The 17416-nt window shown below is 67.9% G+C and carries 20 protein-coding genes; 10 read left to right on the top strand and 10 right to left on the bottom strand.

The window, feature by feature from the left end; translation table 11 throughout:
* Positions 1-114 precede the first annotated feature (114 nt).
* On the bottom strand, positions 115-699 hold the full coding sequence (locus tag AC4BCK_RS01815; protein ID WP_310110116.1) for a histidine phosphatase family protein: 585 nt from the start codon (positions 697-699) through the stop codon (positions 115-117).
* A gap of 25 nt (positions 700-724) precedes the next feature.
* Positions 725-1585, bottom strand: a complete 861-nt coding sequence (locus AC4BCK_RS01810; RefSeq protein WP_400594899.1) for an HAD family hydrolase — start codon at positions 1583-1585, stop codon at positions 725-727.
* A 249-nt stretch (positions 1586-1834) separates the two neighbouring features.
* On the opposite strand from AC4BCK_RS01810, the gene AC4BCK_RS01805 reads away from it, so the two are divergent.
* Positions 1835-2338 carry a hypothetical protein gene (locus AC4BCK_RS01805; protein WP_490566515.1) on the top strand — a complete coding sequence of 168 codons (504 nt, stop codon included), beginning with the start codon at positions 1835-1837 and terminating at the stop codon, positions 2336-2338.
* Positions 2314-2829 (top strand): hypothetical protein, encoded by a 516-nt coding sequence (locus AC4BCK_RS01800; protein WP_490566514.1) that lies wholly within the window; start codon positions 2314-2316, stop codon positions 2827-2829. Before AC4BCK_RS01805 ends, AC4BCK_RS01800 begins: the two co-directional genes overlap by 25 nt.
* Before the next feature lie 93 nt (positions 2830-2922).
* Here the strand turns inward: AC4BCK_RS01800 and serS are convergent, their stop codons facing one another.
* Positions 2923-4203 (bottom strand): serine--tRNA ligase, encoded by a 1281-nt coding sequence (gene serS / locus AC4BCK_RS01795; protein WP_363956115.1) that lies wholly within the window; start codon positions 4201-4203, stop codon positions 2923-2925.
* Positions 4204-4293: 90 nt separating this feature from the next.
* Between serS and AC4BCK_RS01790 the strand changes: the two genes are divergently transcribed.
* A complete protein-coding gene (locus AC4BCK_RS01790; RefSeq protein WP_364273448.1) occupies positions 4294-5349 on the top strand; it encodes a diacylglycerol/lipid kinase family protein in 1056 nt (351 codons plus the stop codon).
* Positions 5350-5352: 3 nt separating this feature from the next.
* Here the strand turns inward: AC4BCK_RS01790 and AC4BCK_RS01785 are convergent, their stop codons facing one another.
* The 3 genes from AC4BCK_RS01785 to AC4BCK_RS01775 form a co-directional block, all read right to left on the bottom strand.
* Positions 5353-5556 (bottom strand): hypothetical protein, encoded by a 204-nt coding sequence (locus AC4BCK_RS01785; protein ID WP_251420821.1) that lies wholly within the window; start codon positions 5554-5556, stop codon positions 5353-5355.
* 94 nt (positions 5557-5650) lie between these two features.
* Positions 5651-6631 (bottom strand): prephenate dehydratase, encoded by a 981-nt coding sequence (gene pheA / locus AC4BCK_RS01780; protein ID WP_400594906.1) that lies wholly within the window; start codon positions 6629-6631, stop codon positions 5651-5653.
* An 82-nt stretch (positions 6632-6713) separates the two neighbouring features.
* Complete coding sequence (locus AC4BCK_RS01775; protein ID WP_174178959.1) at positions 6714-7040, bottom strand: rhodanese-like domain-containing protein; 327 nt, start codon at positions 7038-7040, stop codon at positions 6714-6716.
* 196 nt (positions 7041-7236) lie between these two features.
* Here AC4BCK_RS01775 and AC4BCK_RS01770 point away from each other — a divergent pair, with 196 nt between their 5' ends.
* The 4 genes from AC4BCK_RS01770 to AC4BCK_RS01755 all read left to right on the top strand — a co-directional run bounded on the left by AC4BCK_RS01770 (position 7237) and on the right by AC4BCK_RS01755 (position 9986).
* The gene (locus AC4BCK_RS01770; RefSeq protein ID WP_400594909.1) at positions 7237-8664 is read left to right on the top strand and encodes an amidase; all 1428 of its coding nucleotides are present in this window, start codon (positions 7237-7239) and stop codon (positions 8662-8664) included.
* Positions 8665-8808: 144 nt separating this feature from the next.
* Positions 8809-9036, top strand: a complete 228-nt coding sequence (locus AC4BCK_RS01765) for a hypothetical protein (protein ID WP_363956100.1) — start codon at positions 8809-8811, stop codon at positions 9034-9036.
* Positions 9037-9164: 128 nt separating this feature from the next.
* Positions 9165-9368, top strand: a complete 204-nt coding sequence (locus tag AC4BCK_RS01760) for a hypothetical protein (RefSeq protein WP_363956097.1) — start codon at positions 9165-9167, stop codon at positions 9366-9368.
* A 162-nt stretch (positions 9369-9530) separates the two neighbouring features.
* A complete protein-coding gene (locus AC4BCK_RS01755) occupies positions 9531-9986 on the top strand; it encodes a LapA family protein (RefSeq protein WP_490566513.1) in 456 nt (151 codons plus the stop codon).
* Positions 9987-10096: 110 nt separating this feature from the next.
* Here AC4BCK_RS01755 and AC4BCK_RS01750 read toward each other — a convergent pair whose 3' ends face one another.
* Positions 10097-11605, bottom strand: coding sequence for a carboxyl transferase domain-containing protein (locus tag AC4BCK_RS01750; protein WP_174178967.1), 1509 nt, complete (start codon positions 11603-11605; stop codon positions 10097-10099).
* Positions 11606-11628: 23 nt separating this feature from the next.
* Between AC4BCK_RS01750 and AC4BCK_RS01745 the strand changes: the two genes are divergently transcribed.
* Both AC4BCK_RS01745 and AC4BCK_RS01740 read left to right on the top strand, forming a co-directional pair.
* Positions 11629-11766: an FCD domain-containing protein gene (locus AC4BCK_RS01745; protein WP_251420810.1), complete on the top strand. Its 138-nt coding sequence runs from the start codon at positions 11629-11631 to the stop codon at positions 11764-11766.
* A 206-nt stretch (positions 11767-11972) separates the two neighbouring features.
* Complete coding sequence (locus AC4BCK_RS01740) at positions 11973-13400, top strand: FAD-binding oxidoreductase (RefSeq protein ID WP_490566888.1); 1428 nt, start codon at positions 11973-11975, stop codon at positions 13398-13400.
* Between the two features lie 32 nt (positions 13401-13432).
* Here the strand turns inward: AC4BCK_RS01740 and AC4BCK_RS01735 are convergent, their stop codons facing one another.
* Together AC4BCK_RS01735 and AC4BCK_RS01730 are read right to left on the bottom strand one after the other, a co-directional pair.
* Positions 13433-14008 (bottom strand): DUF4190 domain-containing protein, encoded by a 576-nt coding sequence (locus AC4BCK_RS01735; RefSeq protein ID WP_363936788.1) that lies wholly within the window; start codon positions 14006-14008, stop codon positions 13433-13435.
* A 51-nt stretch (positions 14009-14059) separates the two neighbouring features.
* Positions 14060-14926: an NERD domain-containing protein gene (locus tag AC4BCK_RS01730; protein ID WP_490566512.1), complete on the bottom strand. Its 867-nt coding sequence runs from the start codon at positions 14924-14926 to the stop codon at positions 14060-14062.
* A gap of 247 nt (positions 14927-15173) precedes the next feature.
* Between AC4BCK_RS01730 and pgm the strand changes: the two genes are divergently transcribed.
* Positions 15174-16847: a phosphoglucomutase (alpha-D-glucose-1,6-bisphosphate-dependent) gene (gene pgm / locus AC4BCK_RS01725; protein WP_400619309.1), complete on the top strand. Its 1674-nt coding sequence runs from the start codon at positions 15174-15176 to the stop codon at positions 16845-16847.
* Here the strand turns inward: pgm and AC4BCK_RS01720 are convergent.
* Complete coding sequence (locus tag AC4BCK_RS01720) at positions 16837-17334, bottom strand: 2'-5' RNA ligase family protein (RefSeq protein ID WP_490566511.1); 498 nt, start codon at positions 17332-17334, stop codon at positions 16837-16839. The genes pgm and AC4BCK_RS01720 overlap by 11 nt on opposite strands.
* Positions 17335-17416 lie beyond the last annotated feature (82 nt).

Here is a 17416-nt window from a genome sequence, read left to right as displayed (position 1 = left end):
GGTTTGTGTTCGCTCTCGACAAGCACCACACAACACCCGGAGGTCCTCTTATTGCGTCAAATCAATCCCCGTGTCATCAACCAGCCGGGACAGTACAGCTAGCGGCTGCCTGCCTTAGCGCTGCGTTGCGGCCATCACCGGTTCGCCGTTGAAGTACTCCAGCTGCCAGCCGTCGATGGCATGGTGGTGCGCCAGGTTCAGGACCGCGTTGTCGATGCTGGTCAGGGTGCTCCCCACGGCGCGGCTTAGGCTGACCCGCAGGAGCGTCCCGTGGGCGACGACGAGGAGCCGGCTGCCGCGGAATTCCTCGGCGAGTGCCTCCAGGGCTGCCAGTCCGCGGTCCGCAGCCTCGTCCTCGCTTTCGGCGCCGCGGAAGCCGCCGGGAATGCGCAACGCCTCCAGCTCGGGACCGGCCTGCATGCCCTCGGCCGGGCCAAAGCTGCGCTCTGTCAGTTCCGGGACGCGGCGGACATCGCTGAGGCCCAGCCCGGCCGCGATCAGGTCCGCGGTTTCGGCGGCCCTGCTCAGGGGCGAGGATACGATCGCGTCCCATTCGTAGGCGGACAGCACAGCGACGGCATCCTGCGCCTGGGCCCGGCCGACGTCGTTCAGGGGAATGTCGGTGGATCCCTGCAGCCGGCGCTGCGCATTCCAGTCTGTCTGGCCGTGGCGGATGAGGGCGAACGTGGTGAGGGTCATGCTGTCCATTCTGCCTTGTGCTGCGTTAGAGCAGGCTGCGCAGCACGTGGGCGGCGCCGTCGTCGAACACTGAGTGTGTGACCTCGTCCGCGGCGGCGATGACTTCCTCGGGCGCCTGCCCCATGGCCACGCCACGCCCGGCCCAGGTGAGCATCTCGATGTCGTTGCGGCCGTCGCCGATGGCCACCGTGAGGTGCTGCTCAATGCCGAGCCTCCCACGGAGGTTCTCCAGTGCACTCGCTTTGGTCACGCCGGCCGCGGCGATGTCCAGCCAGGCCGTCCAGCCCACGGAGTAGGTGACTCCGGCGAGGCCCACGTGTTCGATCGCTTCGTTGAACTCTTCCGGGGTGTTCTCCGTGCTGAAGACCACCACGCGCACGGCCGTGGCTTCGAGCATGGTGTGGAAATCGACGCCGACAGCCTCGACGCCGAAACTGGGGTCCTGGAAGCGTTCGGTGGACAGGAAGTTCCCGTCAGCATCCTCCAGCGCGTACTTGGCCGAGGGGAGCCGTTCCCGGAGCGCGCGGAGGGCGGGTCCGGGATCGAAGGTGGCTTTGTGGATGACCTCATAGCCGCCCTCCAGCCCGGGGTGCAGGCGCAGGGTGACACCGCCGTTGCAGCAGACAGCGTAGCCGCGCTCGATCCCGATCTTTTCGATGATGGGCAAGGTGGCGTTGAGGGACCGGCCTGTGGCGATCATGACCTCGTGCCCGGCAGCCACCACGGCCTGCGCCGATTCGCGGACGCCCGGGGACATGTGGCCGTCGTGGTCCACCAGCGTGCCGTCCACGTCCAGGGCGACCATGAGCTTGTGCCCGTTAGTGTTGTTGTGGTTGTCTCGCCGGTCATCGTTGCCGGCGACTGAGGTTTCAGTCAGCGTTTTCATTCACATAGTGAAGCAGACGACCCACCACGGCGCTAGGACGCAGGCCACAGATATGTTGAACACCGCATTAACACTCGCTGGTTTGCTGCGGCCATGCGGTCACACCCTGCGGGACACCGCCTTCCGGACCCCGCACCCCGGCGTCCGCGGGTGCTTTGACCGTTCCAGGGTGCTCACCGCTACGTGCAGATATCCACATGCACCGGCTCCACGCTTCAACGGTCCTGCAGTCAGCCTGACGATAGTCGCATGCAGCTGATTCATGCCGGCAGCGTCCGCCGCAGTACTGGAGACGTCCGCTCGCTCAGCCGCCGTTATGCCCGCGGCGAGCTGGTCCGCGTCAGGAAGGGCATCTACGCATCAAAAGAAGAGTGGATTTCGCTGCCGCCCTGGGAAAGGTACCGCCAGACAGTCCTGGCAGTGGACCTTGAATTGCCGCAGTCAACGTTCTGCCTGCATACGGCTGCTGTTGTGTGGGACCTGAATCTGCTGGAAGTGCCGGGCTTCGTCCACCTGTCAGGAGCATCGAGGGGGCACGTCGGCCGCTGCGTCCCAACAACGTCCGCTGCCCGGCGGTACTCGGGAGAAACCGGACTGGAACGGATCCCCTCCTACGGCGTCCGCCGGCACCCCGGACCAACAGCGGCGGTCCGCCACAAGAACCTTTTAGTGACGCCCTTACCGGAAACAGTGGTGGGCGTCATTGCCAGGGAAACTTCGCGGCCGGGGTGGTCCTGGCCGACCACGCCATGAGCCGGCGGCGTGCTTCCGGCCCCTACCTGGGCAGAGAGGAACTGCTCAGGCAGGCCTCCCTGCTCACCTCGGAGGCAAGGCGCAGGTGGGTCACGCAGGTCCTCGATTTCGCGGGGACGGACGCGGAGTCGCCGGGCGAGTCACTGAGCAGGGCGCAGATGCATGTTCTCGGGTTCCCGGCTCCCCTCCTGCAGGCAAAAGTGCATGTGGGAGGGGTCCTCATTGCTCGAACTGACTTCCTCTGGCCCCGCCACCGGTTGATTGGGGAGTTCGACGGCGACGCCAAGTATCTGCGCGACGAGTTCCTGGGAGTTCAAACGGCGCGCCAGGCCGTCCTTGCGGAGAAGAAACGCGAGGACAAACTCCGGGCGGCGGGGTTCCGGGTCGTCCGATGGGATTGGGCGACAGCCGCTGATCCTGCGCGGTTTGAAGCATGCCTGCGGCAGGCGGGCTTAGCGAACACGCCCGGAAATACAGGAAGCACCCGCTAACGGACGTTGCACCCGCGGTTTCGCGGGTGCAACGTCCATTCGCGGGTGCCACGTCCATACGCGGGTGCAACCCGGGCGCAGGAGGAGCGGAAGCTACAGGACCGGGAGGACCTCAAGCCCGCCCAGGTACTTCTGCAGCGCCTTGGGCACGTTGACCGAGCCGTCCGCGTTCTGGTGGTGCTCCAGCAGCGCCACAATCCAGCGGGTGGTGGCCAGCGTGCCGTTCAGGGTGGCCACAGCGCGGGTGCCCTTGGCAACCCCCTCCGGATTCACCGCGCGTTCGCGGATGTTCAGGCGGCGGGCCTGGAAGGTGGTGCAGTTGGACGTGGAGGTCAGCTCACGGTACGCGCCCTGGGTGGGGACCCAGGCCTCACAGTCGTACTTCCGTGCGGCGGAGGTACCGAGGTCACCGGCTGCAGTGTCGATCACCCGGTAGGGCAGCTCGCACTTGGCCAGCATTTCCTCTTCCCACGCCAGCAGCCGCTGGTGCTCGGCGGCGGCCTCTTCCACCGTTGTGTAGATGAACATTTCCACCTTGTTGAACTGGTGGACCCGGATGATGCCGCGGGTGTCCTTGCCGTGCGAGCCGGCTTCGCGGCGGTAGCAGGAGCTCTGGCCCGCGTAGCGGATGGGGCCGGCGGAGAAGTCCAGAATCTCGTCCGCGTGGTACCCGGCCAGCGCGACTTCCGAGGTGCCCACCAGGTAAAGGTCGTCTTCGGCAAGACGATAGATCTCGGCGTCGTGCTTTACGTCGAAGCCCGTGCCCTGCATGGTCTCCGGGCGCACCAGCGTGGGCGTGATCATCGGGACGAAGCCGGCTTCGATGGCCTGGTCCATGGCCATCTGCAGCAGCGCCATCTCCAGCCGGGCACCAACGCCGCGGAGGAAGTAGAAGCGGGCACCGGAAACCTTCGCGCCGCGCTCCATGTCAATGGCGCCGATCAGTTCACCGATTTCCAGGTGGTCCCTGGGCTCAAAGTCGGGGAATTCACGCGGGGTGCCCACCGTCTTGACCACCACGTAGTCGTCCTCGCCGCCCTCGGGTACGCCGTCCTCAATGACATTGGGGATGGTGCGAAGCAGCTCATCCTGCTTGCTCTGCGCGGCATCGGCCTCGGCGGAGGCAGCCTTGACCGCGTTGGCCAGCTCCTTGACTTCCGCCAGCAGGGCCTTCTTTTCGTCGCCCTTCGCCTGGGCTACCTTCTTGCCGAACGCGTTCTGCTCGGCCCGGAGGTTCTCGAAGCGGATCAGCGCCGCCCGGCGGGCGGAATCCGCGGAGATGATCGCGTCCACCACTGACTCGTCCGCGCGGCGGGCACGCTGGCTGGCACGGTATTTGTCCGGGTTTTCGCTGAGGTCTTTTACGTCGATCACCACACAAGGGTATCCAATCCCGCGCGCGACGGCGGGCGGCAGCGGACGGGCGGGCCCGCCCGGCTTCCGCCGGGCTACTGTTGAGGCACCATGAGCGACTGGATCCTGTACCTGCTGACCGGGGTGGCCCTTGCGTTTGCCATCTCCAGCTGGTGGGGCGTGCGCAGGCTCAAGGCCCTGCACATCCGCAGTACCGTGGGCGGCGATGCCCAGGATCCGGGCCTCACCGAACAGCGTGTCGCGGTGATCCTCAACCCCATCAAGGCACAGTCGGACGAAGCGAAACGCCTCATCCAGCGAGGCTGCCTTGCGGCAGGCTGGGAGGACCCCGTCTTTTTCGAGACGACGGCGGAGGACCCCGGCTACTCGCAGGTGGCGGCCGCCCTCGCCTCCAGGCCCGACGTCGTCCTGGTGGGCGGCGGCGACGGGACCGTCCGCGTGGTGGCCGAGTCCCTGGTGCACACCAACGTGGCCATGGGCCTGATTCCGCTGGGCACGGGCAACCTCCTGGCGCGGAACGTGGACCTGGACCTGAACGACCTGCACGCCAACGTCAACACCGCCCTGTTCGGCCGGCAGCGCCATATCGACACTGCCCGGATGGGCATCGAAAACTCACGCACCGGCACCTCCTCCGAGCACGTGTTCCTGGTGATCGCCGGTATCGGCATGGACGCTGAAATCCTCGCCGACACCAACGCCGGCCTGAAAAAAGCGGTGGGCTGGCTGGCGTATACCGAGGCAGGCATGCGGCATTTGCCCGGACGCCGGAAGAAGGTCTCGATCTCCCTGGACGGCAGCCCGGAGCAGGTCCGGAACATCCGCAGCGTCCTGTTCGCGAACTGCGGCCTGATCCCGGGCGGCATCGATTTCATTCCGCAGGCCATGATTGACGACGGCATGCTGGACGTGGTGGTGATGAGCCCCCGCAGTGCCCTCGGCTGGCTGCTGATGTACGTCAAGATCATGTTCAAGCACAGCGGGAAACTGCCCGTCATGACCGTCTACCGGTCCGGAAGGGTGGTCATCAAATGTCCCGAACCGATGGCCATCCAGCTGGACGGTGATACGGCCGGTGAAGCCACCAGGCTCACCGTCCAGGTGGAGCCGCGCTCCCTGCTGATCCGGGTCAAGGGCCAGGATTAGCGGCTATTCGCTTTTGCGCTTCTTCTCCTCGGCCGCCTTAGCCGCCGCGTGGGCTTCGGACTGCTCACGGATCATGGCCTGCTCTTCTTCAAAGCGCAGGCGGTCAGCACGGTCGGCGTCGTCCCCGTCCCAATCCTGGTTGTCGGCAGTGGGCCGGGGGTTGACGATCATCCCCTGGCCGTCGTTGTCGGTGCCGCTGGCAGTCATGACGCGCTCCCTTCGCTAGGGGCCATCCCCCGTGTGGATCAAGTAAGCATACGCATTGTCCACAACCCGCGGAAGTACCTGGAACGGCATTCACCTACGCTTTGGGCGAAGCGGAGGAACCGTTTTCGGCGGGCTCTCCTGCAGGCCGGAGAATGCCCGCCACCCACGCCCGTGCCAATTGGAAGGCCTGGTCAGCAGTGTGCGGTTCAACCGATGCTGCCTGCATGTCGGCTCGCGGATATGACCCCAGGAAGCGGGTGGCGGGACTGATGCGGTGGAGCCCGGCCAGGGCGTCGGCCATCCGTTCGTCGCCCACGTGCCCGTCGGCGTCGATGCTGAAGAAGTAGTCCCCGAGGTACTGACCGGTGGGCCGGGACTCGATGCGGCTGAGGTTCACGCCCCGGCTGGCGAACTGATCGAGGATTTCCATGAGGGCGCCGGGCCGGTCCTCGGGGAGCGGGACCACCAGCGTGGTCTTGTCCGCACCTGTGCGCGCGGGCAGGACACCCGGCCGGCTGACCAGGATAAAACGGGTCACGGCGTCCGGGTTGTCGCCGATATCCTCAGCCAGCACCGAGAGTCCGGGCTGCTCCCGGGCCACCAAGGGAGCGCAAATGGCGGCGTCATAATGGCAGTCCTCTTCAAGGAGCCCCAGGGCCGAGGCAGCCGTGGACGGGCCGGGAACATATTCGGCTGACGGAATATTTGCGTCCATCCACAGGCGGCACTGTGCCCAGGCATGGCCGTGGGTTGATACCCTCAGCACGTCAGCCAGGCGGACTCCGGGCCTTGCGACCAGCACGAAGCTGATGGGCACCAGGACTTCGCGGATGATCCGCAGCTCGCCGCCCCCGGCGATCGCGTCGAGCGTGGCGGTGACGCCGCCTTCAACGGAGTTTTCGATCGGGACCATCGCGGCGTGGACTGATCCGTCGCGCACCCAGTCCAGTGCAGCGTTGACGTTCGACGCCGGGACGCGGGTGGCCTGCCCGGCGTCCGGCACCTGCAGGAGGGCTGCCTCGGTGAAGGTACCCTGTGGCCCCAGGAAGGCATAGGTCGGGGAGGACGCGGACATAAACATTCCTTTACGGGATCAGCGCCGACGGGAGCGCCGGCAGAAGCTGCAGCGGGGACATGCCCGGGTCCAAGCCTCCCTGCTAGAGCACCATCGGCTTCAGGCCGTTGTCCGAGACGAGCGGCTTGCCGGCCTCCAGCCACATGTCCATCCCGCCGGAAACGTTGATGGCGGTATAGCCCTGGCCGGTAAGCCACTGCGCAGCGCGGAAGGAGCGCCCGCCGGTGCGGCAGATGACGTAGACATCCTCGTCCGGATCAAGTTCATCCAGCCTCGCCGGGAGCTGGTCCATGGGAATGTGGAGGGCACCATCTGCATGGCCTGCCACCCACTCGTAGTCCTCGCGGACGTCTAGGATGACGGCGTCATCGGGGATGTCGCCGACGGGGACGTTGTCGAAATCGCTCATGGAGGGTCCTGCCTTCGCGGATCGGTGTCGGATTAAAGCCTAGTGCTTCCGCCTCCACCTGGCGGCAGGCCCGGCCCACGTTAAGCTTCTGAGTGACCCTAGGAGGAACCGTTGTTCCCTGCGCAGCCCGCCCCGGCCACTGCCGGAAGCCGAAGCTTCCCGCCACGGCACTGCCCTGGCGTGGAGGCGTGCGGCCTTGCCTGAACTTCACGAACTGCCGGCCGTCGCCCTCCGGGATCTCCTGCGGAAGGGGCAGGTGTCAGCGGCGGAGGCCGCGGCGCATTTCCTCGCCAGGATCGAACAGCAGAACCCGCTGCTGGGCGCTTTCATTACGGTGGCGGCGGAACAGGCGATGGCGGACGCCCGCACCGCTGACTCGGTGCGTTCCCACACCCCTTCCGGGGAACTGCCCCTGCTCCACGGCATGCCCCTGGCTTTCAAGGACCTCACCGACGTGGCGGGTGTGGTGACCACCCACGGCAGTGCGGCCCTGGACCATAAGCCGGCACCCGCGGACGGCCCCCTGGTTGCCCTGCTCAAGGAAGCGGGCGTGACCCCGCTGGGCAAGACCCAGGTTCCCGAATTCGGGCTGACGGCCTACAGCGAAAACCGGATTGCGCCGCCGTCGCGCAATCCCCATGCCCTGAGCCGAAGCTCAGGGGGCTCTTCCGGCGGCAGCGCTGCAGCCGTGGCAGCGGGACTCCTGCCTTTCGCCCCAGGCACCGACGGCGGCGGCTCGGTCCGGATCCCCGCAGCCGCCTGCGGGCTGGTAGGGCTCAAGCCGGGCCGCGGTGTGGTCCCGGCCGGTGAAAGCGCTGGTGATCCCGCGCGGCTGGTGGTGGCCGGTCCCATCGCCCGGGACTCCGTGGATGCGGCGCTCATGATGGACGCCCTGGCGGCACCTGGCGCGGCAGGCAGGCCGGATGGCGGCTACCTTGCAGCGGTAGGCCAGGAGCCTCCCCGGCTGCGGATCGGCATCAGCCTGGACAGCCCGTGGTCCGGCACCTTCCCCTTCATCCCGGAGCAGGATGCGCTGGATGCCCTCCGGGTGGGCGGGGACCTGCTGGAACATGCCGGGCATGCCCTCAGCGACGCTTCCATCCGGTACGACAACCGGTACCCGGACGCCTTCACGTCGGCATGGACAGCCGCAGTGGGCGCGGCCAGGATCAGCCCCCACCGCGAGGCCCTGCTGGCGCCCCTCACCCGCACCTTCCGGCGCCGCGCCCAGCAGCGGAGCCCGGCCAAACTCGCCGAGTCCCTCGCATTCCTGCGCCAGTTCCAGCATGACACCGTGGCGCAGTACGCGCAGTGGGACCTGGTGCTCATGCCGTCCCTCGCCCAGGCACCGCGCCCTGTGGGCTGGTTTACCGGCGCCATGCACGGCACTGACCGCTGGCCCGCGGCGCAGTGGCCGGGAGATGCCGACGGCGATTACCGCAAACAGTGCGAATACGCGCCCTGGTCCTCCATGGTGAACGTGTGCGGACTGCCGGCTATCACGCTCCCCGTGCACTGGACCGGCGGGGCGCCAGGGCAGGGGCTGCCGATGGGAATCCAGCTTGTGGGACCCATGGGATCAGAGTCCCTCCTGCTGCAGGTGGCGCGCCAGCTGGGCTTCTGAACAGCGTGTTTGTGCAGCTGGGGCCGTTGTTGACCTCCTCCTTACGCCGGCTTAATGCGCCTGTAACCCGCGGGGAGCAGACTGGTGCCCGTGCCAGGCCGCGGCACCCTTCCGCCAGCCACTTGCTCGACGAGGAGTTCCCTTATGAAAGCTGAATATCCCAGCACGCCTGCCGGCGGGGTGCGCCCTCAGCCGGACGGCGCCAGGCCGGACCTCAGCAACGCGACTATCAGGGAGGACCTGGCCGGGCGGGGCCGCTGCGCCCTGGTCCATCTCCCCACCGGACGGACCTGCCTCCTGCCGCTCCGGCACCATGGACCGTGCGAGTTCCACCGCCCGCAGGAAGCCGACGACGTCGTCGCCGGCGGATGACCGCGACGGAGGGCATGGGCGCCGGCGGGCATGGGCACAGGAAGCCGGGCCGTGCGCTGCGCAAAAGTGTCGACTCCGCCGCGGATCAGGAGGACGATTAAAGGGCAGTCACTGTGAGGAGGTCTGTGATGTGCTATTCATCCAGCAAGGACTTCGGGTGGGGCATCAGGAAAGAATCCGACAGCAAGCCCGAGGCAAAGCACGAAGCCCCGGCGGAAACTCCGGAGAAGCCGGTCAAGGCACAGGACTTCACGTTCTGGGCATTCCCGAACTGGCGGAAGACACGGACGCCGGGCACCCGTTCAGCTGAACGGAGCAAGGAGAGGGTCTGAGGCCGCGTCAAGGTCAACGGAAGGGTCTTCGCTGAAGGCCCTTCCCATCTTTCCTGGCCGGCGGCAGGCCGGAGCGCGTCCCGCATTGTGCTGCGGCAAACCCTCCCACTATGGTTGAACCATAAGCATGCTTATTATCTGCACGTGACGAAGGGAACCAGCATGAGTACCGGAAACTACCCATCCGCAGGACAGCCGGAACCGGGAACCGGGAACCACGCCGGCATCCCCTCCGCGCCGGCCCGCACGCCCTCCCCCGCGGATTCCACCGCGGACTCCGCCCTGGCCCGTCCGGACGCGGCCCCGCCGGCAAGCACGGGCACGCCTGCGCCACAGCCATCGGCCGCTGCAGACCAGCCAAGGGTGACCCGGGCGGGGGTTGTGTGGGCGGCAGTCGTAGCGGCCCTGGTGCTCCTGATCCTGCTGATCATCTTCATCCTCCAGAACCAGGACCAGGTGGCCGTCCGGTACTTCGGCCTGGAAGGTCTTGTGCCGCTGGGCATGGCGCTGTTTGTTGCCAGCGTGACCGGAGGGGTCCTGGTTGCCATGGCCGGCGGCGCCCGCATCCTCCAGCTCCGCAGGAACGCCCACCGCGCACGGCTGCGGCAACGGAAGTAGGGCGGCGGAACCGGAAGAAGGCGGGTGCAGCGCAGCCGGGCACAGCGATTCCTCCCGTAGAGCGCAGCCGGTCTTGAGTCCGACGGCGGCCTCCGCGGTGCGCGGTCAGCTCACCGCGCGCCGAGGTTGCGGTACTTCGCTGACCGCGCGGCGATGAGCCCATCCACGGGAAGACCGGCGATCGACGCCAGCTCGTATTCGATGGCCCGGGCCATCCGCACGCAGAACTCACGGGGTTCCAGCGAGGCGTCATCGCGCTCGTCCACGATGTGGTCCACCAGGCCGTGGGCATAAAGGGACGCCACATTCACCCCCTGCGCCTGGGCCATCGCGGGTGCATGCTCCACGGTGCGGTGCACGATGGCACTGGCACCCTCGGGAGGCAGGGGGGACAGCCAGCTGTGCTGTGCCGCGATGGTCCTGTCCGCGGGCAGCAGCGCCAGCGCCCCTCCCCCGGACCCCTGGCCCAGCAGCACCGAGACTGACGGCGCGGCCAGCCCGATGAGTTCGTGCAGGGACCGCGCAATCTCTCCTGCCAGTCCGCCTTCCTCCGCCTCCTGCGAGAGCGCCGCACCCGCAGTATCGATGACGGTGAGCAGCGGCAGCCTCAGCTCCTCCGCAAGTTTCATGCCGCGCCGGGCTTCCCGCAGTGAACCGGGGCCCATGCCGGCGGCGGCCTTGCGCAGCGGGCGGGCGTGGCCCAGGACGATGCAGGACTGCCCGCCGAAGCGCGCCAGGGCCAGCAGCAGCCCGGGGTCCTTCTCCCCCTGGCCCGTCCCGTTGAGCGGCAGCGCATCGACGGCACCAAATTTCAGGAGCTGCCTCAGGTCGGGACGCCGGGGATGCCGGGAAATGCCGATGGAGGTCCAGGCGTCCGCAGCAGCGGGCCGCACCGCGAGCGTGGCAGGCGCCTGCGGAAGGGCGGCCTTCTCCCCGCACAGGATGTCCAGGGCCCGGGCCACCAGGCCGGCAAGCTGGCCGGGCTCCACAACGCCGTCGATCAGTCCCTTGCTGAACAGGTTCTCCGAAGTTTGCACGTCTGCAGGGAAAGCCTCCCCGTACAGCGCCTCGTAAACCCGGGGGCCGAGGAACCCCAGCAGTGCCCCGGGTTCGGCCACGTTGATGTGGCCCAGGGATCCCCAGGAGGCCATGACGCCGCCGGTGGTGGGGTGCCGCAGGTAGACGAGGTACGGCAGCCCGGCCTGGCGGTGGGCCCGGACGGCCCCGGTGATCTTCACCATGGACAGGAAGGCCAGTGTCCCTTCCTGCATGCGGGTGCCGCCGGAGGCGGGCCCGGCGAGCAGCGGCAGCCCCTCGGCGGTGGCCCGTTCGACGGCGGCTACGATCCGCTCCGCCGCGGCGTGGCCGATGGAGCCGGCCAGGAAGGAGAATTCGCTGACGATCACCGCCACCCGGCGCCCCCTGATGAGCCCGGCGCCCGTGATCACGGACTCGTCGGTCCCGCTCCGCTCCCGGGCTATTGCCAGGTCGCGGAAGTACTCTGCGGAGACCTCGGGTTCCCGTGCCGGCGCATCCCAGGAAACGAAGGAACCGCGGTCCACCACGTTGTCCAGCAGTTCAGCCGCGCCCAGGTGCCGCACCTTTTCCGTCGTCGGCATGCTACTTCGCCCCGGCGGTCACGGTGGCTGCAAGGCCCGGGCAGTCGCTCGCCTCGCACCGCAAGATTGCCGATGCCATCCGGAGCCAGGACGCTGAGGGGGCGGCGGAGGCCATGCTGGCCCACATCGAGCTGGTCTCGGACGTGGAGCTGCTCCGCTAACTGCACTCCCCTGGCAGGCGGCCGCGCAGTCGACGGGCCAGGCCGCCAAAAAGCTGTTGACCGGGCCCTTCGGCGATCCTAAAATCTGGACATCACCTGAGCCTGCCCCCTGGTGCTTGCAGGTATTCCTTCCGTCGAGGTGCCCCGGAGCCTCTCACTTCCCCTCATATTGCACAGGGCCCAGACCCTTAGCGGAAGCACTGATGATGTCCACAGTCCATGACACCAACCGGGAACCGGAAATACAGCAGGCGCTGCACGGGCTGCGCGCCAGGCTGTCGGGTTCCCTGATCGAGCCGGATGATCCCTTGTACGACGAAGCCCGGCGGGTATGGAACGGCATGATCGATCTCCGGCCACGCGCCGTCGTCCGCGCCGGAGCGATAGCCGACATTGACGCCGTGCTGGATGCCGTCCGGCGCAGCGGCCTGGCGCTGGCCGTCCGTGGCGGGGGGCACAACATCGCCGGACACGGCAGTGTTGAAGGCGGGCTGGTCCTGGACCTGGGACCGCTCAAGCACGTGCACGTGGACGCCGGGAGGAGGCTGGTGACCGTGGAACCCGGAGCCACCCTGGCCGACGTCGACCACGCAACCGCCGCATACAACCTTGCCGTCCCGCTCGGAGTGATCAGCGGAACAGGCGTGGCGGGACTTGCCCTCGGCGGCGGCGTGGGCTGGCTGACACGCTCCAACGGCCTGACCCTGGACAACCTGGAATCCGTGGACGTGGTCACCGCCACCGGGGAACACCTGCGCGCCAGCATGCAGGAGAATCCTGAGCTGTTCTGGGGGCTGCGCGGCGGCGGCGGAAACTTCGGGGTGGCGTCCTCCTTCACCTTCCGCGCCCGGCCCCTGCCGCCCCAGCCGCTGGGAGGGAACCTGTTCTACCGGCCCGAACACTGGCGCAACGCCCTCCTGGCTTTTGCCGGCTGGACCCGGGACCTGCCGGACGGGATGAACCCCATCACCTCGTTCCTGGTCTTCCCGGAAGAGTTCGGGATGGGCAGCGACCCGTGGATGATCATAGGATTCGCGTGGGTGGCAGAGGACCAGCAGGCAGGGCTCGCCCTGGTTGACCAGCTCCGGGCCGCCGCGCCGCCCGACCAAGAGGAAATCGGCCCTACCTCCTGGCTTGACTGGCAGAGCGCCATGGACAGCGTGTTTCCCAAAGGTTCCCGCGGCTACTGGAAGAACGTCTCCTTCTCCCGCCTCGACGGGGAGTCAGTGGATGTCCTGCTGGGCTTCGCCTCCGAGCTGGCATGGGAAGGTACCGGCATTGACATCCACCACATGGAGGGGGCGTTCGGACGGGTGCCGGAGGATGCAACGGCGTTCCCCAACCGTTCTGCCCGCTACTGGCTCAATGTCTACGGCTTCTGGCGGGACCCCAGCGAGGACGAGCGGCTGACCGCGTTCGCCCGCAAGGCCTACGGGCTTATGCAGCCGTTCGCGGAGCACGGCGAATACGTCAACTTCCTGGGCGCCGAGGCGGGGCCCAGGGACGCGGACGCCGCCCGCGCGGCCTACGGGCCGGAGAAGTTCCGGCGCCTGGCAGCCCTCAAGGACCGCTATGATCCCCACAACCTCTTCCGCCTCAATCACAACATCCCGCCAACACAGGCGTTCATGTGATCACAGGCGCCCATGTGATGGGGTGAGCGGCCCTAGAACGTGTACGTGGGTCCGCTGGTGGAACTGGCGATCGCCAGGCCGATGATGGCCAGCAGCCAGAACGCGCCGTAGCCCAGGAGGCACAGGTAGCCCAGGACCAGCCCGGCAATGGACATGCCCCTGCCGGCCGGTTCGCGTTTGAGCGCCATGTGGCCGGTGATGATTGCTGCAATCTGCGGGAGCAGGAGCCAGCCCATGATCACCGAGGCGATGCCGCACACCATGCTGGCGATGCTCAGCGTCTTGGGCTCCGCCTGCATGCCGTAATACCCCTGCGGGGCGTACGGGCCTGCCGGCTGGCCAAAAGGGGCGGGCTGCTGGTTGTACGGGCTCGGCGGCTGGCCGTAGGCACCGCCGTACTGGCCGGGTCCGCTATGCGTGCCTTGCCCGTAGCCACTCCCACGGCCATCCTGCCCGTAGCTGCCCTGCCCGAAGGTCGGCGCGGAGGGCGACTGGCTGCCGTAGGGCGGCACGAAACGGGGCGGTTCAAGGCCGGACGGCGTGCTGGAGTCGGGCTGGCCGGAGTCGGGCTGGCCGGATTCGGGCCGCTGGCTGGGCTGGTCAGACATGGTTCCCCCTAGGAATTGTGGTTCCAGCCTACCCCCGGCCCAGGGGCGGATCTATTGCCCCCAATAGGGAAGGATGTACACCGCAAAGATGACGAACGCCGCAAGCAGGGCCAATCGTCCGGCGCCGCCGGTACCGTGCCGGCGGGCCTTTGGAGCCGCGCGGTGGCCCGCTGGACGGTAGCCTTCCCCCGCCCCGGCGGCCGAAGGGTTGCCCCGGACTGCCGGCCGCACTGACGAACCCGACCTGGCAGCGGGAGCTCCGGCATTCGCCGGTGGCGCCGCGGGCGGAACCACCGTGCCCGGGCGGACGTGCCGGAACGCCATGATGCCCGGTTCCTGCTCATGGGTGAGGTCCTGGCCCAGCTGTGCGTACAGCCCTGCCACGGCCTGCTGGTCCAGCACCTGGGGCAGTGCCTCGATGGCACCCACCACACGCTGCGTGCCGGCCACGGCCACGTCCGACGCGGTCACCCCAAACAGGTCCGGTTGGGCGGCCATGCAGATCAGCGGGCGGACCAGCCGCCGGTACGGCGGCGACACCACGGACGACACCGCGGCACACTGGGCCAGGGCGCCTTCCACCGCCTGCGTCCGTGCGTACCGGCCCTGCCAGAGCACCCCGGACAACACCCGCACCTCGCCGGTCCAGCTCTTGCAGTCGACCACCACTACACCGCCAGGCCCCACGAGGACGTGGTCCAGGCTGGCCTTCGGCCGGCCGGGCCAGTGCACGTCATGGAGCACGTACCAGCCCCGCGGGACCAGCTCGCCAAGCTTGTCCGCAACCACCTTCTCGCTGACGGCATCCGCATCCCAGGGCTTTGTGGCGCCTTCGGCCTCGTCCAGCCGGCGCTTGAGCCTGGCCACCCTTTCGGCGGCCAGCTTGGACTGCTCGGCTTTCCCGTCTCCTGCCCCCATGGCCGCCCCTGCTTCCCTGCCGGAAGGACGACGGCGGGGGGCCGCCGTCGTGCCTTGCTCTCGGATGAATTCCCCGACTTTTTCGAAAGTAACAGGGCGTGCAGCGGCCGGTATATAAGTACTTTGGTGGGGTCTGTACTCAGGTTGACTACTCGTTTGATGACGATCTTCCGTCACAGGCCGGACACAGTGGCCGCATTCCGGACGGATCGTTTTGACTCAGGTCCCTGTCTGGCATGCTGGTGGCATGGCTAGCCGCGCGGGCACAGTTGCCCAACCCCAGGACCTTGTTGACATCACTGCGCTCCTTGACGCGTATTACGACATCACGCCCGATCTCGGTGATCCCGGCCAGCGCGTGGCCTTCGGCACGTCCGGACACCGCGGCTCCAGCCTGAAGGCGTCATTCAACGAGCAACACATCGTTGCCATCACCCAGGCCATCGTGGAGTACCGGGCGGGGCAGGGCATCACCGGGCCGCTGTTCCTGGCAAAGGACACGCACGCCCTCAGCGAGCCCGCGCAGAACTCCGCGCTCGAGGTCCTGGCAGCCAACGGCGTCCAGGTCCTCGTTGACGCCCGCCACGGCTACACCCCCACGCCGGCGCTCAGCCACGCAATCCTCACCTACAACCGGAATGCCGGCGCCGGCGCCCCGCAGGCAGACGGCATCGTTGTCACGCCAAGCCACAACCCGCCGGCCGACGGCGGCTTCAAGTACAACCCCCCACACGGCGGGCCTGCCGATTCCGATGCCACCGGCTGGATCGCCAACCGCGCCAACGAACTCCTGGAGAACGGGCTGCGCGGGGTGAAGCGGATCCCGCTGGCCGACGCCCAGGCTGCGGACACCACCGGCAAGTTCGACTTCCTCAGCAGCTACGTGGACGACCTTCCCTCCGTCCTGAACCTGGATGCCATCCGCAACGCCGGCGTGCGGATTGGCGCCGACCCCATGGGCGGTGCCTCCGTGGACTACTGGGGCGAGATCGGCGAGCGCCACCACCTGGACCTCACCGTGGTGAACCCCACGGTGGATCCGCAGTGGGCTTTCATGACCCTGGACTGGGACGAGAAGATCCGGATGGACTGCTCCTCCCCGGCCGCCATGGCCTCGCTGATCCAGCGGATGGCTGCCGGTGCGGACGGGACGGCAGCCTACGACGTCGCCACCGGCAACGATGCCGACGCCGACCGGCACGGCATCGTCACGCCCCTTGTCGATGGAGTGGGTGGTTTGATGAACCCGAACCACTACCTCGCCGTCGCCATCGATTACCTCTACCGCAACCGCAGCGGCTGGAACCCGGCCTCCGTGGTGGGAAAGACCCTGGTGTCGTCCTCCATCATCGACCGGGTAGCCCAGAGCCTGGGCCGCAAGCTCGTGGAGGTCCCGGTCGGCTTCAAGTGGTTCGTGCCCGGCCTGCTCTCCGGGGAGGGCGCCTTCGGCGGCGAGGAATCGGCCGGCGCTTCCTTCAACAAGCTGGACGGCAGCGTCTGGACCACGGACAAGGACGGCATCCTGCTGGCCCTGCTCGCCTCGGAAATCACGGCGGTCACCGGCAAGTCCCCGTCCCAGCTCTACAAGGGCCTGACGGACCAGTTCGGCGCCCCCGTCTACGCGCGCATTGACGCAGCAGCCACGCGGGAGCAGAAGTCGGCACTCGGCAAGCTGTCGCCGTCGGACGTCACCGCCACCAGCCTGGCCGGGGAACCCATCCTGGCCAAGCTGACCGAGGCGCCCGGCAACGGCGCGTCCATCGGCGGGCTGAAGGTGGTTACGGAGAACGCCTGGTTCGCCGCCCGGCCGTCCGGTACCGAGGACGTCTACAAGATCTACGCCGAGTCGTTCAAGGGCGAGGAGCACCTCAAGCAGGTCCAGGCGGAAGCCAAGGCCCTCGTGGACAGCGTTATCGCCTAGCTGCCCCGGTTTCCGGCAGGCTCCAGAGCTGCAGGATGCGCCGGACGGTGCGGTCACCGTCCGGCGCCATGTCCACCAGCGCCACCCGGTCAAGCACCAGGGTGTCGCCCGGACGCAGGCGGCGGCCGTGCAGGTGGGAGATGTGCGGCCGGTAGCCGGACCTGGTGTGGGCCGGAGTGAGGATCCTGCCGCCGGCGCTTTCGACTGCCGCGGCCAACTGCCCGTGCAGTGCCTGCAGGTCCGGCTGCGGCCGGACAAGGCTGACGGGCACGGAGCCGTTCCGGCCGAACCCCGCGTCCTCCGCCACCGTCAGTGCGGCGCCCAGTGCCTTCTCCGCAGGTGGCCCGGCGAGCGCGGCAACCTGTTCGGCGACGGCGTCATCGACGTCGAACCTCAGCAGTGTGATGTGCAGGGGCCAGTGCGTCCGCGGAAAGACCTGGCCTTCAGCCACCGGCTCCACGAACGCGACGAGGACGAAGTTCCGCATCCGCCCAGTGTGCCACTCCCCCGCGGCCCAACGCTCTCTCACTTAATGCCCTTTAACCGCCATCGCTCTCTCACGCATGAGA

Source organism: Pseudarthrobacter sp. As-47 (assembly GCF_058215595.1).
This window is presented reverse-complemented; position numbering and strand designations above follow the sequence as displayed.

Excerpts from the sequence above, each read along its gene's own strand:
- AC4BCK_RS01765 (WP_363956100.1), top strand. The coding sequence starts at position 8,809 with ATGAAAGCTGAATATCCCAGCACGCCTGCCGGCGGGGTGCGCCCTCAG.
- AC4BCK_RS01740 (WP_490566888.1), top strand. The coding sequence starts at position 11,973 with ATGTCCACAGTCCATGACACCAACCGGGAACCGGAAATACAGCAGGCG.
- AC4BCK_RS01720 (WP_490566511.1), bottom strand. The coding sequence starts at position 17,334 with ATGCGGAACTTCGTCCTCGTCGCGTTCGTGGAGCCGGTGGCTGAAGGC.
- pheA (WP_400594906.1), bottom strand. The coding sequence starts at position 6,631 with ATGTCCGCGTCCTCCCCGACCTATGCCTTCCTGGGGCCACAGGGTACC.
- AC4BCK_RS01750 (WP_174178967.1), bottom strand. The coding sequence starts at position 11,605 with ATGCCGACGACGGAAAAGGTGCGGCACCTGGGCGCGGCTGAACTGCTG.
- pgm (WP_400619309.1), top strand. The coding sequence starts at position 15,174 with ATGGCTAGCCGCGCGGGCACAGTTGCCCAACCCCAGGACCTTGTTGAC.
- AC4BCK_RS01735 (WP_363936788.1), bottom strand. The coding sequence starts at position 14,008 with ATGTCTGACCAGCCCAGCCAGCGGCCCGAATCCGGCCAGCCCGACTCC.
- AC4BCK_RS01810 (WP_400594899.1), bottom strand. The coding sequence starts at position 1,585 with ATGAAAACGCTGACTGAAACCTCAGTCGCCGGCAACGATGACCGGCGA.
- AC4BCK_RS01785 (WP_251420821.1), bottom strand. The coding sequence starts at position 5,556 with ATGACTGCCAGCGGCACCGACAACGACGGCCAGGGGATGATCGTCAAC.
- AC4BCK_RS01730 (WP_490566512.1), bottom strand. The coding sequence starts at position 14,926 with ATGGGGGCAGGAGACGGGAAAGCCGAGCAGTCCAAGCTGGCCGCCGAA.
- AC4BCK_RS01775 (WP_174178959.1), bottom strand. The coding sequence starts at position 7,040 with ATGAGCGATTTCGACAACGTCCCCGTCGGCGACATCCCCGATGACGCC.
- AC4BCK_RS01815 (WP_310110116.1), bottom strand. The coding sequence starts at position 699 with ATGACCCTCACCACGTTCGCCCTCATCCGCCACGGCCAGACAGACTGG.
- AC4BCK_RS01805 (WP_490566515.1), top strand. The coding sequence starts at position 1,835 with ATGCAGCTGATTCATGCCGGCAGCGTCCGCCGCAGTACTGGAGACGTC.
- AC4BCK_RS01760 (WP_363956097.1), top strand. The coding sequence starts at position 9,165 with ATGTGCTATTCATCCAGCAAGGACTTCGGGTGGGGCATCAGGAAAGAA.
- AC4BCK_RS01755 (WP_490566513.1), top strand. The coding sequence starts at position 9,531 with ATGAGTACCGGAAACTACCCATCCGCAGGACAGCCGGAACCGGGAACC.
- AC4BCK_RS01790 (WP_364273448.1), top strand. The coding sequence starts at position 4,294 with ATGAGCGACTGGATCCTGTACCTGCTGACCGGGGTGGCCCTTGCGTTT.